The organism is Krasilnikovia sp. M28-CT-15 (assembly GCF_047159595.1).
GTDB lineage: Bacteria > Actinomycetota > Actinomycetes > Mycobacteriales > Micromonosporaceae > Actinoplanes.
Genome location: NZ_BAAGAK010000001.1, coordinates 6,014,610 through 6,028,111 on the forward strand (window position 1 = coordinate 6,014,610; position 13,502 = coordinate 6,028,111).

18 protein-coding genes are annotated in these 13,502 nt (G+C 71.9%); 8 read left to right on the top strand and 10 right to left on the bottom strand.

Annotated features, from left to right (window positions below; genetic code table 11):
* Positions 1-64: 64 nt before the first annotated feature.
* The 5 genes from ACMCNO_RS27530 (at position 65) to ACMCNO_RS27550 (ending at position 4,543) form a co-directional block, all read left to right on the top strand.
* Positions 65-619 carry a hypothetical protein gene (locus tag ACMCNO_RS27530; RefSeq protein WP_412752353.1) on the top strand — a complete coding sequence of 185 codons (555 nt, stop codon included), beginning with the start codon at positions 65-67 and terminating at the stop codon, positions 617-619.
* 41 nt (positions 620-660) lie between these two features.
* A complete protein-coding gene (locus ACMCNO_RS27535; RefSeq protein ID WP_412753822.1) occupies positions 661-1,419 on the top strand; it encodes a HipA family kinase in 759 nt (252 codons plus the stop codon).
* Complete coding sequence (locus ACMCNO_RS27540) at positions 1,416-1,784, top strand: DUF3037 domain-containing protein (protein ID WP_412752354.1); 369 nt, start codon at positions 1,416-1,418, stop codon at positions 1,782-1,784. Before ACMCNO_RS27535 ends, ACMCNO_RS27540 begins: the two co-directional genes overlap by 4 nt.
* 58 nt (positions 1,785-1,842) lie before the next feature.
* Complete coding sequence (locus tag ACMCNO_RS27545) at positions 1,843-2,910, top strand: ATP-dependent DNA ligase (RefSeq protein ID WP_412752355.1); 1,068 nt, start codon at positions 1,843-1,845, stop codon at positions 2,908-2,910.
* A gap of 70 nt (positions 2,911-2,980) precedes the next feature.
* The gene (locus tag ACMCNO_RS27550) at positions 2,981-4,543 is read left to right on the top strand and encodes an alpha/beta hydrolase (RefSeq protein ID WP_412752356.1); all 1,563 of its coding nucleotides are present in this window, start codon (positions 2,981-2,983) and stop codon (positions 4,541-4,543) included.
* Here the strand turns inward: ACMCNO_RS27550 and ACMCNO_RS27555 are convergent.
* Positions 4,494-4,970, bottom strand: a complete 477-nt coding sequence (locus ACMCNO_RS27555) for a potassium channel family protein (RefSeq protein ID WP_412752357.1) — start codon at positions 4,968-4,970, stop codon at positions 4,494-4,496. The genes ACMCNO_RS27550 and ACMCNO_RS27555 overlap by 50 nt on opposite strands.
* A gap of 74 nt (positions 4,971-5,044) precedes the next feature.
* On the opposite strand from ACMCNO_RS27555, the gene ACMCNO_RS27560 reads away from it, so the two are divergent.
* A complete protein-coding gene (locus ACMCNO_RS27560) occupies positions 5,045-5,497 on the top strand; it encodes an N-acetyltransferase family protein (RefSeq protein ID WP_412753823.1) in 453 nt (150 codons plus the stop codon).
* Positions 5,498-5,501: 4 nt separating this feature from the next.
* Here ACMCNO_RS27560 and ligD read toward each other — a convergent pair whose 3' ends face one another.
* The 3 genes from ligD to ACMCNO_RS27575 form a co-directional block, all read right to left on the bottom strand.
* A complete protein-coding gene (gene ligD / locus ACMCNO_RS27565; protein WP_412752358.1) occupies positions 5,502-6,533 on the bottom strand; it encodes a non-homologous end-joining DNA ligase in 1,032 nt (343 codons plus the stop codon).
* Positions 6,534-6,654: 121 nt separating this feature from the next.
* On the bottom strand, positions 6,655-7,092 hold the full coding sequence (locus ACMCNO_RS27570) for an LPXTG cell wall anchor domain-containing protein (RefSeq protein WP_412752359.1): 438 nt from the start codon (positions 7,090-7,092) through the stop codon (positions 6,655-6,657).
* A gap of 98 nt (positions 7,093-7,190) precedes the next feature.
* The gene (locus ACMCNO_RS27575; protein ID WP_412752360.1) at positions 7,191-7,697 is read right to left on the bottom strand and encodes a PH domain-containing protein; all 507 of its coding nucleotides are present in this window, start codon (positions 7,695-7,697) and stop codon (positions 7,191-7,193) included.
* Positions 7,698-7,773: 76 nt separating this feature from the next.
* On the opposite strand from ACMCNO_RS27575, the gene msrB reads away from it, so the two are divergent.
* Positions 7,774-8,190 (top strand): peptide-methionine (R)-S-oxide reductase MsrB, encoded by a 417-nt coding sequence (gene msrB, locus ACMCNO_RS27580; protein WP_412752361.1) that lies wholly within the window; start codon positions 7,774-7,776, stop codon positions 8,188-8,190.
* A 51-nt stretch (positions 8,191-8,241) separates the two neighbouring features.
* Here msrB and ACMCNO_RS27585 read toward each other — a convergent pair whose 3' ends face one another.
* The 4 genes from ACMCNO_RS27585 to ACMCNO_RS27600 all read right to left on the bottom strand — a co-directional run bounded on the left by ACMCNO_RS27585 (position 8,242) and on the right by ACMCNO_RS27600 (position 10,867).
* The gene (locus ACMCNO_RS27585; RefSeq protein WP_412752362.1) at positions 8,242-9,315 is read right to left on the bottom strand and encodes a hypothetical protein; all 1,074 of its coding nucleotides are present in this window, start codon (positions 9,313-9,315) and stop codon (positions 8,242-8,244) included.
* A 184-nt stretch (positions 9,316-9,499) separates the two neighbouring features.
* Positions 9,500-9,808 carry a hypothetical protein gene (locus ACMCNO_RS27590; RefSeq protein ID WP_412752363.1) on the bottom strand — a complete coding sequence of 103 codons (309 nt, stop codon included), beginning with the start codon at positions 9,806-9,808 and terminating at the stop codon, positions 9,500-9,502.
* Between the two features lie 105 nt (positions 9,809-9,913).
* Entirely contained in the window at positions 9,914-10,519 is a 606-nt protein-coding gene (gene wrbA / locus ACMCNO_RS27595) for an NAD(P)H:quinone oxidoreductase (protein WP_412752364.1), read from the bottom strand.
* A 72-nt stretch (positions 10,520-10,591) separates the two neighbouring features.
* Positions 10,592-10,867, bottom strand: a complete 276-nt coding sequence (locus ACMCNO_RS27600; RefSeq protein WP_412752365.1) for an isoamylase early set domain-containing protein — start codon at positions 10,865-10,867, stop codon at positions 10,592-10,594.
* Positions 10,868-10,956: 89 nt separating this feature from the next.
* Between ACMCNO_RS27600 and ACMCNO_RS27605 the strand changes: the two genes are divergently transcribed.
* The gene (locus ACMCNO_RS27605) at positions 10,957-11,391 is read left to right on the top strand and encodes a GNAT family N-acetyltransferase (RefSeq protein ID WP_412752366.1); all 435 of its coding nucleotides are present in this window, start codon (positions 10,957-10,959) and stop codon (positions 11,389-11,391) included.
* 13 nt (positions 11,392-11,404) lie between these two features.
* Here ACMCNO_RS27605 and hemQ read toward each other — a convergent pair whose 3' ends face one another.
* Both hemQ and hemG read right to left on the bottom strand, forming a co-directional pair.
* A complete protein-coding gene (gene hemQ, locus ACMCNO_RS27610; RefSeq protein ID WP_412752367.1) occupies positions 11,405-12,106 on the bottom strand; it encodes a hydrogen peroxide-dependent heme synthase in 702 nt (233 codons plus the stop codon).
* A complete protein-coding gene (hemG, locus tag ACMCNO_RS27615) occupies positions 12,103-13,494 on the bottom strand; it encodes a protoporphyrinogen oxidase (RefSeq protein WP_412752368.1) in 1,392 nt (463 codons plus the stop codon). The genes hemQ and hemG overlap by 4 nt, the downstream gene beginning before the upstream one ends.
* Between the last annotated feature and the right edge of the window lie 8 nt (positions 13,495-13,502).

Sequence of the window (13,502 nt, forward strand, 5' to 3'; positions counted from 1 at the left end):
GAACACTGTCGTGCAACGGCTGCAACGGTGTAATCATGTAATCATCACCGTTCAGGAGGTCGAGATGCGCTACCGAGCCGCCCCTCCCGGGGCCCGCAGCGAACCACCGCCCGCCGACGACGCCGCCGGATGGATCACCGGCGCAGTGCCCGACGGCTGGTTCACCGAACCGCCACAGGTCGTCATCGACCGCGACGAGATCATCATCTGGGGCCGGCTGCCCGTACCCGAACTGGCCGCCGACGCCACCGACGCCGACCGGGCCGCCGCCCAGACCGGCCGCATCCACCAGTTCCGCGAGGACACCCGCGAGGCCCGCATCCGCGTCGCCCAGCAGGTCGAGCACCGGTACCAGCGCAAGGTGGCCTGGGGCGCCCGGTGCGGCGACGCCGAGCAGCTGTACACCCACCTCGCCGCGCCGGTGATGACGCGGCTGCGCCAGCCCGAGCGGCAGGTGCTGGACACCCTTGTGGACGCGGGCGTCGCCCGGTCCCGCTCCGAGGCGCTTGCCTGGTGCGTCCGGCTGACCGGCCAGCACACCGAGGAATGGCTGGCGGGTTTGCGGGACGCGATGACCCGGGTGGACGAACTACGCCGCCAGGGCCCGGACACCGTCTGACAAACCGGTGGGCCCGCACGAAGCGGATCAATAGAGTGGCTGTGTTTCGTCAGGTGAACGCCGTCCGCTATGTGACCCCGCTCCGTGAGGGCGGGTCCCTGCCCGGCATCGTGGAGGCCGACGACCTCGGCACGTACGTGCTGAAGTTCCGCGGTGCCGGGCAGGGCCCCAAGGCACTGGTCGCCGAGGTGGTCGCGGGCGAGCTGGCCCGCCGCCTCGGCCTGCCGGTCCCCGAGCTGGTCGTCGCCGGGCTGGACCCGGTGGTCGCCCGCGCCGAGCCCGACGAAGAGGTGCAGGAGCTGCTCAAGGCCAGCGCCGGCGACAACCTCGGCATGGACTACCTGCCCGGCTCGCTCGGTTACGACCCGATGGCACATCCGGTCGAAGCCGGGCTCGCATCGCGCGTGCTGTGTTTCGATGCGTTCGTGGAGAATGTGGACCGCAGCTGGCGCAACCCGAACCTGCTGCAGTGGCACGGCGCGCTCTGGCTCATCGACCACGGCGCGACGCTGTACTTCCACCACAACTGGGCGCGGGCCGCGGCGGTGGTGCACCGGGCGTACCCGTGGGAGGACCATGTGCTGCGCCCGTACGCCACCGCGCTGGAATCTGCCGGTGCCGAGCTCGCCGAACGGCTCACCCCGGCGCTGCTGGCGGAGGTCCTCGCGCTGGTGCCCGACGAGTGGCTGGCGGAGTTCGACTTCGCCGAGCCCGCCGACGCGCGCAGCGCGTACCTGGAGCACCTGAGTGCCCGCGCCGCCGCGCCCGCCGCCTGGCTGCCCGCGGGAACGGCCCGGTGAAGGTCCCCTACGAGTACGCGATCATCCGCGCCGTCCCCCGGGTCGAGCGCGGTGAGCTGATCAACGTCGGGGTGCTGCTCTACTGCCAGCGGCGTGACTTCCTGGCCGCCCGCACCCACCTGCACGACGAACGGCTGCTGGCGCTCGATCCGGACGCCGACGCCACCGGTGTCCGCGCGGCGCTGACCGGCTGGGAGGCGACGTGCGCGGGACGCGGGGCGGCCACCGCCATGTCCCAGGGTGAGCGGTTCCGCTGGCTGGCCGCGCCGCGCAGCACGATCCTGCAGGCCGGCCCGGTGCACATGGGCCTGGCCGAGGATCCGGCCGCCGAGCTCGACCGGCTGGTCGACCTGCTCGTCCGGTAGGCGCAGCCGCGGGCGCGGAATGCCCCGCCGGGCACGTCCAGGCAGGCAGACTGGGCCGATGGACCTGCCGATCAACCCGCCGGTCAGCCCGATGCTGGCCAAACCCGTCGCCGACATCCCGCCGGGTCAGATCTACGAACCCAAGTGGGACGGCTTCCGCTCGATCATCTTTCGCGACGGCGCCGAGGTGGAGATCGGCAGCCGCAACGAGAAACCGATGACCCGGTACTTCCCCGAGGTCGTCGAGGCCGTCCTGGCCAACTTCCCGGAACGGGCGGTGATCGACGGCGAGGTGATCGTGGCCGACACGGCCCGCAACACGCTGGACTTCGAGGCCCTGCAGCAGCGCATCCACCCCGCCGCGAGCCGGGTGAAGCTGCTGTCCGAGCAGACCCCGGCCAGCTTCGTCGCGTTCGACCTGCTGGCGCTCGGCGACGAGGACCTGACCGGGCTGCCGTTCGCGCAGCGCCGGGACCGGCTGCGCGAGGTGCTGGCCGGGGCCGAGCCGCCGGTGTACGTCACCCCGGCGACCGACGACCTGGACACGGCCCGGCGCTGGTTCGCCGAGTTCGAGGGCGCGGGGCTGGACGGGCTCATCGCCAAGGCACGGGACCTGGTCTACCAGCCGGACAAGCGGGTCATGACCAAGATCAAACATAAGCGTACGGCCGACTGCGTGGTCGCCGGGTACCGGCTGCACAAGTCGGGCGACGACCGGATCGGCTCCCTGCTGCTCGGCCTGTACGACGAACGCGACGTCCTGGCCAGCGTCGGCGTGATCGGCGCGTTCCCGATGGCGGTACGCCAGGAGCTGTTCGTCCAGTTGCAGCCGCTGGTCACCACGTTCGAGGGTCATCCGTGGGACTGGGCCGCGCACCAGCAGGGCGAGCGGACCCCGCGCCGCAACGAGGCCAGCCGGTGGAACGCGGGAAAGGACCTGTCGTTCGTGCCGCTTCGTCCGGAACGCGTCGTCGAGGTGCGGTACGACTACATGGAGGGCATCCGCTTCCGGCACACCGCCCAGTTCGAGCGGTGGCGGCCGGACCGGGACCCGCGCACGTGCACGTACGAGCAGCTGGAGCGGCCGGTGAAATTCGATCTCGCGGAGGTGCTGACCAGCCGCTGAGGGCGCTGTTTCTGGCTCGCACCGCGTAGCCTTCTGCGCGGACGACCGACGCGACCGAAAGGCCACGCCCGTGCACCGCCGTTCCCGCCTGGTGACAGGACTGCTCGCCGCCGCCACCATCGCCGTGACCGCCGGGTGCACCGTGCCCGTTTTCGCCCCGAACGACTCCGGCTCCCCCATGGGTGGCGCCCAGGGTTCCACCCTCGCGGGCGACCGGGCGACCTGGCGGCCGTGCGACGACGTGCCGCGCAAACTGGTGGGGCGCGGGGCGGAGGGGATGACCTACGAGTGCGCGTCGGTCGCGGTCCCCCGGGACTGGGCGGCGCCGCAGGGCGGGCAGACGTACGACATCGCGCTGATCCGGATCCGGTCGCGCAGCCAGCACCAGCGGATCGGCTCGCTGCTGGTCAACCCGGGCGGGCCGGGCGGTTCGGGCGTCGACACCGCGGTGTACCTCTCGTTCGGCGAGACGCTGGGCGGCCTGCCGAGCGCGGTCACGGACCGCTTCGACCTCGTGGGCTTCGACCCGCGGGGGGTGAGCCGTTCGGTGCCCGTGAAGTGCATCAGCAACACCGACCAGGACGCCTCGTTCGGCGCCGACCCCGACCCGGTCAGCGAGGGTGAGTTCGCCGAGGTGGTGGCGCTCAACCAGCGGGTGGCCCAGCGGTGCGGCAGCAAGCTCGGTGACCAGCTGGCGCTGTTCTCCACCAAGCAGGCGGCCCGGGACATGGACGCGATCCGCTCCGCGGTCGGCGACGAGAAGCTGACCTATCTCGGCTTCTCGTACGGCACGCTGCTCGGGGCGACCTACGCGCAGCTGTTCCCGAACAATGTCCGGGCGCTGGTGCTCGACGGTGCGATCGACCCCGAGCAGGACTTCGTGACCGGCTCGGAGTCGCAGGCCAAGGGCTTCGAGCGGGCGTTCACCAACTTCGCGAACTGGTGCCGGGCGACCCGGGACAAGTGCCCGATCGGGCCGGACGCGCGGGGCGCGGTGACCGACGCCATGGCCAAGGCGGAGCGTTCCCCGGTCAAGGACGACGACGGCCGGGAAGCCACGGCCGGCTGGATCTTCGTGGCGGTGATCTCGTCGCTGTACACCGAGGAGGGCTGGCAGAAGCTGGCCGAGGCGGTCGACGACCTGCAGGGCGGCGACCCGCAGGGCGTCTTCGAGCTGGCCGACCAGTACGCCGACCGCAAGCCGGACGGCACGTACTCGAACCTGTTCGATGCGAACCTGGCGGTGAACTGCGCCGATGCGGGCGACGTCCCCTCGGTGGCGAAGATTCGCGAGCTGCAGGCTCAGTGGCGTACGAAGTATCCGCTGTTCGGGGCGCCGCTGGCGATCGGGATGCTGCCGTGCGCGTTCTGGCCGGGCAAGCGCGACCCGTACCCGGCGGGCGAGGCCAAGGGCGCCCCGCCGATCGTGGTGGTCGGCACCACCGGCGACCCCGCGACGCCGTACGAGAACACCGCGGCGCTGGCCAAGATGCTGGGCACGGGACACGTGCTGACCTGGGAGGGCGAGGGGCACACCGCGTACCCGAGCACGAAGTGCATCGTCGGCGCGGTGGACTCCTACCTCATCGATCTGACGGTGCCCCGGGAGGGTCTGCGCTGTCCGGCGAAGTGACCGCCGTCTCCGGCACCTGCACTCCCTCGCGGGCGGCCAGCTCCTCCAGCAGCACCCGCACCCGGCGCAGGTTGTTCTTCAGCTCCTCCTGCTCCTCGTGCCGGAACGCGTCTGTGTCCACGATGAGCCTGCTGGCGAAGTGCGCCGTGATGAGCGGAATGACGACCAGCACCATGACGGAGATGAGCAGGACCGCGATCGCCCGGCCCGGCAGGTGCTCCGGGGAGATGTCGCCGTAGCCGACCGTGGTCGCCGTGACGATCGCCCACCACACCGCGTCGCCGAACGTCTTGTGCTCGACCTGGCCGTAGGCGATACCGCACACGAGGATGAGCAGCAGGTACGCCAGGATCAGTTTGCCCGGCGAGTTGGCCAGCCAGACCAGCCCCCGGTAGGCCAGTCGCAGCGGCATCAGCAGCAGTCGCATGGCGACATGGTGCACGCTGCGGGTTGCCGCGGGCCTCAGCCCGTCGGGCGTGTCAGGATAGCCGGGTGGCCCAGATGATCTTCCGCAGCGCGACCCGTGCCGACGTCCCGGCGATCCTGGCGTTGCTGGACGACGACGAGATCAGCCGGTCACGGCAGCAGGTCGTGTCGGAGGGCGACGACGCGGCGTGCTGGGCGGCGTTCGAGGCGATCGACGCCGACCCGCGCAACGAGCTGATCGTCGCGGACGACGCCGGTGCGGTGGTCGGCACCTGCCAGCTGACCTTCATCCCGTCGCTGAGCCGCCGGGGTGCCGAGCGGATGACCATCGAGGCGGTCCGGGTCCGCACCGACCTGCGGGGCCACGGGGTCGGCCGGGCCATGATGCTCTGGGCGTTGGACCGGGCGCGCGAGCGCGGCTGCGGCCTGGCCCAGCTCACCACGGACAAGCGGCGTACGGACGCGCACCGGTTCTACGCCGGGCTCGGCTTCACGGCCTCGCACGAGGGCATGAAGCTCGCGCTGTAGCGCGTCACTCCCAGTTCGCGGCGTTCTTGCGGCTGGGCTGGACCCGGGGCGGCTCGCCCGGCATCTTCGGGTGGTCCGGCGGGTACGGCATGTCACCCTGCCCGGCCCGCTCGTCGCGCTGCACCCATTCCAGCAGCGGGGTGATGTCGTGCGCGACCTCGTCGATACCCGCGTGCGGGTCGCCGACCTCGGCGAACCGCTTCGGCACCGTACGCAGATCGAAGTCGTCCGGCTCCACCTCGGTCAGCTCCTCCCAGGTGACGGGCGTGGAGACCGTGGCCCGGGCGTTGGCCCGCAGCGAGTACGCGCAGGCGATCGTGCGGTCACGCGCCATCTGGTTGAAGTCGAGGAAGACCCGGCTGCCGCGTTCCTCCTTCCACCAGGCGGTGGTGATGCGGTCCGGGGCGCGCCGCTCCACCTCCCGGGCCAGCGCGATCGCCGCCCGGCGCACCTCGATGAACGACCACTGTGGAGCGATCCGTACGTAGACGTGGACGCCGCGGCCGCCGGAGGTCTTGGGGTAGCCGGTCCAGCCGAGGTCGGCCAGCACCCCCCGGACCTCCCCGGCCGTGCGGACGACGTCGCCGAAGTCGGTGCCGGGCTGCGGGTCGAGGTCGATGCGCAGCTCGTCGGGGTGTTCCGTGGCGCCGGACCGCACCGGCCACGGGTGGAACACGATCGTGCCCATCTGGGCGGCCCAGGCCACGTGGGCGAGGTCGGCGGGGCAGAGTTCGTCGGCGGTCCGGCCACTCGGGAAGGTGATCGTCGCGGTCTGCACCCAGGGCGGTACTCCGCGGGTGGGGATCCGCTTCTGGAAGAACATCTCCCCCTCGATGCCGTCCGGGAAGCGCTGCAGCGTGGTGGGGCGTTCGCGCAGGGCGCGCAGGATGCCGTCGCCCACCGCCAGGTAGTACTCGAAGACGTCGCGCTTGGTGTATCCGCGCAGCGGGAAGCAGACCTTGTCCGGGCTGGTCAGCCGCACCTGCCGACCGGCCACCTCGACCTCGACGGCGGGCGCCTTCGCTTTCTGGGCCATGGGCCGACCCTATGCCTGTCCTCGCCCGCGCCGCCCCGATCCATCGAGGCGTGTCGGGCGTGCACACGGCGACGGCCGCCCCGCAATCGCGGGACGGCCGTCGCCGTGCACTGCCGGTCGCTCAGGCGCTGCGGCGCCGACGAGTGAGCCACAGAGCGGCACCGCCTGCGCCGAGGAGCAGCCCGCCGAGCGCGGCGGTCGCGCCCATCGGGGCACCGGTCACCGGCAGGTGGCCGGCGCTGACCCCACCCGGAGGCGGCGGCGCGTGCGTCGGGCTGACCCCACCCGGCGGACTGGTGACAGTCGCGCTCGGCGTGGGGCTCGGAGTGCCGTAGCCGCCGTTGCCCCGGGTGGGACCGCTGGCGCTGGGGCTGGCACTGGCGCCGTACCCGTACGAGCAGTCCGTGCGGGGGTCATCGACGCACGGCGAGGCCGAGGAGTCGGTGGCCCTGACCGCAACGTCCGGTGCGGCTGTGGCGGGCGCCGCGAAGGCGAAGGCGGCGAGGACGGTCACGCCGGCCGCGGGGATTCCGGCGGCCAACCGGCGGGTCACACTCATGAGGAGTATCCGTTCTGTTGCTGGATGGTCCGTTTCTTCGTTCCGGGGGGAGTTTAGCCAGACCTGCCAAATTTTGCGCCATTCGCCCCGGAAAGTCGTCAGCATGGGACCCCACCGAACCGGTGACTACGCCACAGGTGGGACAGCGCACCCACTTTCAGCTCGAACTGAGGGTCCGCCGCGAACATCCCGCCGCTGTACGGCGCGCACAACTGCACGCTCGTGCCCGTGTCGAGGTAGACCGAGACCACGGTCCGGCCGCCCCGCCGTTCCGCGCGCAGGTCCACCACGCGGCTCCACGGCTCCACCGCCCGCGTGAACGGCGCGACCGTGCGGATGCCGTCGGCGTCCACCACGACCGCCTGCCGCCGCCCCACCAGCAGGCCGACCGGCGCGGCGACCAGCGCCGGGCCGACCGCCAGCAGCAGCCACACCCAGCTCGGCGGGGCGGGTACGGCCGCCCAGTGCAGGCCGGCGACGGCGGCGACGAGACCACCTCCGACGCCGACGACGGACATCAACCCGCCGACGTACAGGCCGTGGCCGAGGGCCTGCTGCCGGGTGGGACGGAATCGGGCCGGCGCACCGGCGAACGCAGCGTCCATGGCCCGTCCAACGACGCGCTGACCAGCGGAGCCGCACCGCCGGTGCGTCGTTCGCGCATCGACGTACGGTGGGTGCATGGCATCCGACGAGACCACCCTGCCCACCACCGAGGACGAGTGGCGGGTCCGCCTCTCCCCCGCCGAGTTCCGGGTGTTGCGCGAGGCCGGCACCGAGCCGGCGTTCTCCGGCGAGTACGTCGACACCAAGGACGCGGGCATGTACCGATGCCGCGCCTGCGGCGCCCAGCTCTACCCGAGCGACACGAAGTTCGAGTCGCACTGCGGCTGGCCGTCGTTCGACGATGCGATCCCGGGCGCCGTGCGGGAGATCGAGGACCGCAGCCACGGCATGGCCCGTACGGAGATCCGGTGTGCCCGGTGCGACTCACACCTGGGCCACGTGTTCCGGGGCGAGGGCTTCACGCCGAAGAACACCCGGCACTGCGTCAACAGCCTGTCGATCCGCCTGGACCCGGAACAGCACGACGCCTGACAGCCCCCGGGCGCGGGCGCGCTGCCGGGGGCTGTCAGGCGTGCGGGGTGACTACTTGCCGGTGAGCAGGCCGTTCAGCCAGCCGGGCGGCAGGTCCACCGTCAGGGGACGCGCGGTTCCGGCCGGGACGGCGCTCGCCGCGGCGGCCTTGACGCGGGTGACGACGACCTTGCGCCCGGACGCCTTGACCGTGTACGAGACCGTCTTGTGGGTCCACGGGTTCGTCGCGTACACCTTGACGCCGCGGCTGACGTTCTTCACCTTGACGATCTTCGCCAGCAGCTTCGCGTTGAAGACCTTCGCCTCATGCTTGATGGTCTTGCGCAGCGACGCCACCTTCACGGTGTGGCCGTGGGCCTTCCCGCGCACCACCTCGGCGCCGCCCTTGGCGACCCCCTTGACGGCACCCGGCATCTCCAGGTAGGCCACGCCCCTCGCGAGGGTCGTCGAGCTGACCGTGACCGACGCCGCGGGCAGGGTCACGGTCTGCGGCCCGTACGCGAAGGTGATCGTCGCCGAGAGGTTGTCGTCCGTGACGTGCGCGCTGGTCAGCGACCCGGCCGCGGCGACCTGGAAGGTGAACGCCTCGCCGTCCTTGCCGGTGAAGGCGTAGTTGATCGATCCGTCGTCGTGCACGGTCTTCGTGCCCGCATGGGTGGTGTCACTTTCGAGCACCTCGGCCGGGCTCGTCCCGTGATCCCTGATGTACGTGTCGAAGTTCAGCGTGGGCTGGGAAAAGAAGGTGTACGTGACCTCGGGACGGCCCATCATCTTCAGGGCCGCGCGCGAGTAGGAGTCGGTGATCTTGTGGTAGATGCCCCGGCCACCGACGACGTAGGTGGCGCCCACGAACGGTTCCCGGGTGTACGCGATCTTGTGCGGGGTGTCGACGACGTACGAGGCGGTCATCGTGATCTCGCTGGCCACCACCGAGAGGTCGGCCTTCAGTCCGTTCGCGGCGGCCGTGGTCGACGTGCTGGCCACCGCCTTCAGCTCGGCGGCCATCTGGGTGGCCCCGAGGCTGGTGGTGGTGTCGGCGGCGTACGCGGCCGACGGCATCGCGAACACGCTGGCGGCCAGCGAAAGGGTGGTCGCCGCAAGGGCGGTCCGGGACGGACGGAACATCGGCACTCCGAGCGGTAGGGGGGTTCGTGGGAGCAGAAGGGCGAACCTACCCACACCGGGCGTGCGGCGACTCGGCTCGGCGGACAGTGTTGACCACCAATGTCAGAACTAATGCCACCGATCCGTCATTTCGGACCAACCACCCGCCACGCATGCGGCACCCGACCGGAGGACGGCCGCGCCGTCAACCGGCCCAGGACTCGCTCATCTCGGGCATCCGCTCGGGCGGCTGGGCCAGCGTGGGCGGCTGGGTCATCGTGGGCGGTTCCGGCATCGTGGGCGGCTGCGTCATCGTGGGCGGCTGCCCGAGGGACGGACCGGACTGCGGGGCGCCGGTGGCACCGAGGGACTCGCCGAGCTGCCGCAGGTGCTCCATCAGCAACCGCTCGGACAGGATGCCCCGCACCGCCTCCTGCGCGGCACGCAGCTCCAGGAACGCCACCTCGTACCGTTCGACCAGCTTGTGCAGCTCCGCGCCCTGGTAGTCGCTCATATGGTCAGACTAGCGAGAAATGAGCATTATTCGGCTTGATATGCCCGAAGCCGCCCCCTGTAGTCCCACCGCGACCCGGACGCCCGATGCCGCCACCCCGGCGGCTCAGTCCTTGATCTTGCCGGCGATCGTCACGATCCGCTGGGCCAGGTGATCCAGCGCCGCGTAGTCCGTCTCCACCAGCGGGGCGTCGTTGCTGCCGCCTGTGACATGTGACACGCCGTACGGGTTGCCGTCGGCGAACTTGAGGGGATCGGTGTAGCCGGGGGCCACCACGATGCCGCCGAAGTGGTAGATCGTGTGGTACAGCGCCAGCAGCGTCGACTCCTGGCCGCCGTGCGCGGTCATCGACGCGACAAAACCCGCGTACGCCTTGTTGGCCAGCAGGCCCTGTGCCCACTGCGGCCCCAGGGTGTCCAGGTACTGCTTGAGCTGGCTGGCCACGTTGCCGTACCGGGTCGGCGTACCGAACAGCACGGCGTCGGCCCAGACGATGTCGTCCGCGGTCGCGCGCGGCTCGTCCTTGGTCTGCTCGACGTGCCGGCTCCAGGCCGGGTTGGAGGCGATCGCCTGCGGCGGTGCCAGCTCCGTCACCTGGCGCAGCCGGACCTCGGCGCCCGCCTTCTCCCCGGCCTGGGCGAGCCGCTCCGCCATGCCGTGGATCGTGCCCGTGGCCGAGTAGTAGATGACCGCCAGCTTCACGTTCGCCATGGGACCCCCTCGTGGTGATTGCCTCGTCAACGAATCAACGAGGGGATGCCCACGGGGGACCCGCGCATAACGTCAGAGTTTGAGCTCGCTGCCGTGCGGGCCGACCACGTCCGCGTGGTCGTCGTCCAGCCAGACGCCGTCCGTGGCCAGGTAGCGGAACCGGTAGTGGCCGGGGTCCAGCCGCAGGCTGATCGTGCGGGTGCCGTCGCGGCGGATCTTGAGCTCGTGCGCGCCCGGCTCCCAGTCGTTGAACGTGCCGACGACGCTGACCGTACCGGCAGGCTCGTCCGCGGGCAGGCAGAAGGTGACCCGGGTCTTGTTCCCGAACAGTTTGCTCCGCTTGATCATGAGAACCTCCCACGCCGATTGGGGTTCACCCCATGGGTACAACGTGCGCGGGGGCAATGGTGTGACGACGCGCCGCCTAGGATCGCGGAATGCGCAGCCAGGCCCGCGTCGCGGTCTTCCGCGACCTCGACGTCACCACCCTGTACGCGATCCTGCGGCTGCGTACGGACGTGTTCGTGGTCGAGCAGAAGTGCGCGTATGGCGACCTGGACGGCCGGGACACCGAGCCCGCGACCCGCCACGTGTGGTTCGCCGACGGCGACGACATCCGCGCCTACCTGCGGATTCTCGACGACGCCGGACTGGCGCGGATCGGCCGCGTGGTGGTCGCGCCCGGGGCGCGCGGCACCGGCGTCGCGAGTGAACTCATGACGCATGCGCTGACGGTCATCGGTGACCGGCCGAGCGTCCTGGAGGCACAGGCGCACCTGGTCGGTTTCTACGCCAAGTTCGGCTACCAGCAGACCGGGCCGGAATACCTGGAGGACGGCATACCGCACATTCCGATGCGGCGCGACGTCTGACGACCCCCCGCGCCTACGGCAGGGCCGCGACGATCTCGGCCACGCTGCGCCGCCGTCCGGTGTAGAACGGCACCTCCTCGCGCACGTGCCGGCGGGCACCGGAGGCCCGCAGGTCCCGCATGAGATCCACGATCCGGTGCAGCTCGTCCGCCTCGAACGCCAGCATCCACTCGTAGTCGCCCAGCGCGAACGAGGCCACCGTGTTCGCCCGCACGTCCGGGTAGCCACGCGCCATCCGGCCGTGCTCGGCCAGCATCGCCCGCCGCTCCTCGTCGGGCAGCAGATACCACTCGTACGAGCGCACGAACGGGTAGACGCACACGTACGCGCGCGGCTCCTCCCCCGCCAGGAACGCCGGCAGGTGGCTCTTGTTGAACTCGGCCGGACGGTGCAGCGCCATCTGCGACCACACCGGCTGCAGGTGCCGGCCCAGCGCGGTGCGGCGCAGCAGCCCGTACGCCTCCTGCAGCGCGTCGGACGAGCCGGAATGCCACCACACCAGGATGTCCGCGTCGGCGCGCAGCCCGGCCACGTCGTACGTCCCGCGGACCGTCACGTCCTTGCCTGCCAGCTGCTCGAACAGGCCCTGCACCTCGGCGGCCAGGTCGTCACGCATGGCCGGCAGCGGGGACGCGGCCCGGAACACCGACCACATCGTGTACCGGATCGTGTCATTCAGCTCGCGCACCCGCGCGGCGTTGGTCTGCTCGGTCATCTGTCCTCCAGGGATTTCAGGACGTCCTCGGCGGCGGTCTCGCCGCCCGCCACGCACACCGGAATGCCGACACCGTCGAACGCGGCACCGGCCAGCGCGATGCCGGGCGGCAGCGCGGCGCGCGCGGCGGCGACCCGGCCGAGATGCCCGGGAGCGTACTGCGGCAGCGCGCCGCCCCAGCGCTGCAGCCACGACGCGACCGGCTGCGGCAGCGCCGCGCCGAGCAGCTCGCCCAGCTCGGCCCGGGCGATCGAGATCAGGTGCTCGTCGTCGCGCTGCAGCCGGTCCGCCTCGCCCGCGCGCCCGAGCGAGGCCCGCACGACCACCGGTCCGCCCTCGCGGTCCAGATGCGACCACTTGCGAGTGACGAACGTCGCGGCCTTCACCAGCGTGCACTCCGTCGGCGGGACGAGGAATCCGGACAGCTCCGGCAGCGGCGTGCCGGGCGGCAGCGCCAGCGCGACCAGCGCCACGCTCGCGTAGTCGAGGACCCCCACCGCGTCGGACGCGGCCGGGGCGACCGTCGCCAGCAGCCGGGCGGCGGGCCGGGCGGGGACCGCCAGCACCACCGCGTCCACCTCGTCGATCTGCGGCGCGGGCACCGGGCCGGACACCAGCCGCCAGCCGCGCCCGCCCCGGCGCAGCTCGCGCACCGGCGTGCCCAGGCTGAACTCAGCGGCACTGGCCCCCGCCGCCGCGGCGACCAGGCGGCTCATACCCCCCGCGACCGTGGCGAACACCGGCCTGCCGGGCACCCGCACCGCGGCGGCCTGAGCGGCGCGGACCGCTCCAGCCAGCGTGTGCTCGGTGCGTGCGGCACGGGCCAGGGCGGGCATCGTGACCGCCAGCGACAGTTCATCGGCGCGGCCCGCGTACACCCCGCCGAGCATCGGGTCGACCAGGTGGTCGGCGACCTCGTCGCCGTACCGGCCGCGCACCAGGGCACCCACCGCGACATCCGCGGCCGGGCCGAGCAGCGGGCGGCCTTCGTCCGGGTCGGCGTCCGTGGCCGGGCGCGCGACCGCGCCCAGCACACTCAGATTTCCCGGTACGCCCATCAGCGTGCCGCCGGGCACCGGCTCCAGCCGCCCGCGCAGGGCCAGGGCCGCCGGGACGCCGCTGGGGTGCACCAGCTCCGCACCCAGCCCCACACGGCGGGCCAGCCGCATCACCGCCGACTCGGTGCCGTCGGGGGCGCTGGTCAGAAAGGACTCGGCACCCCGCTCGACGGTGGCACCGGCCAGCTCGCCGGTCCGTAGCTTGCCGCCGAGCGTGCCGGACGACTCGTACACGATGATCTCGGTGTCCGAGGGCGCCCGGTCCCGCAGCCGGACGGCCGCGGCGAGCCCGGCGATGCCGCCGCCGATGACCGCAACCCGCTTCCGCACGCCGTCAA

Coding starts and splice junctions, on each gene's coding strand:
- wrbA (WP_412752364.1), bottom strand. CDS start 10,519: ATGGCGAACGTGAAGCTGGCGGTCATCTACTACTCGGCCACGGGCACG.
- ACMCNO_RS27570 (WP_412752359.1), bottom strand. CDS start 7,092: ATGAGTGTGACCCGCCGGTTGGCCGCCGGAATCCCCGCGGCCGGCGTG.
- ACMCNO_RS27590 (WP_412752363.1), bottom strand. CDS start 9,808: ATGAGCGACTACCAGGGCGCGGAGCTGCACAAGCTGGTCGAACGGTAC.
- ligD (WP_412752358.1), bottom strand. CDS start 6,533: ATGGCCCAGAAAGCGAAGGCGCCCGCCGTCGAGGTCGAGGTGGCCGGT.
- ACMCNO_RS27605 (WP_412752366.1), top strand. CDS start 10,957: ATGCGCAGCCAGGCCCGCGTCGCGGTCTTCCGCGACCTCGACGTCACC.
- ACMCNO_RS27545 (WP_412752355.1), top strand. CDS start 1,843: ATGGACCTGCCGATCAACCCGCCGGTCAGCCCGATGCTGGCCAAACCC.
- ACMCNO_RS27600 (WP_412752365.1), bottom strand. CDS start 10,867: ATGATCAAGCGGAGCAAACTGTTCGGGAACAAGACCCGGGTCACCTTC.
- hemQ (WP_412752367.1), bottom strand. CDS start 12,106: ATGACCGAGCAGACCAACGCCGCGCGGGTGCGCGAGCTGAATGACACG.
- ACMCNO_RS27555 (WP_412752357.1), bottom strand. CDS start 4,970: ATGCGACTGCTGCTGATGCCGCTGCGACTGGCCTACCGGGGGCTGGTC.
- ACMCNO_RS27585 (WP_412752362.1), bottom strand. CDS start 9,315: ATGTTCCGTCCGTCCCGGACCGCCCTTGCGGCGACCACCCTTTCGCTG.
- msrB (WP_412752361.1), top strand. CDS start 7,774: ATGGCATCCGACGAGACCACCCTGCCCACCACCGAGGACGAGTGGCGG.
- ACMCNO_RS27530 (WP_412752353.1), top strand. CDS start 65: ATGCGCTACCGAGCCGCCCCTCCCGGGGCCCGCAGCGAACCACCGCCC.
- ACMCNO_RS27575 (WP_412752360.1), bottom strand. CDS start 7,697: ATGGACGCTGCGTTCGCCGGTGCGCCGGCCCGATTCCGTCCCACCCGG.
- ACMCNO_RS27560 (WP_412753823.1), top strand. CDS start 5,045: ATGATCTTCCGCAGCGCGACCCGTGCCGACGTCCCGGCGATCCTGGCG.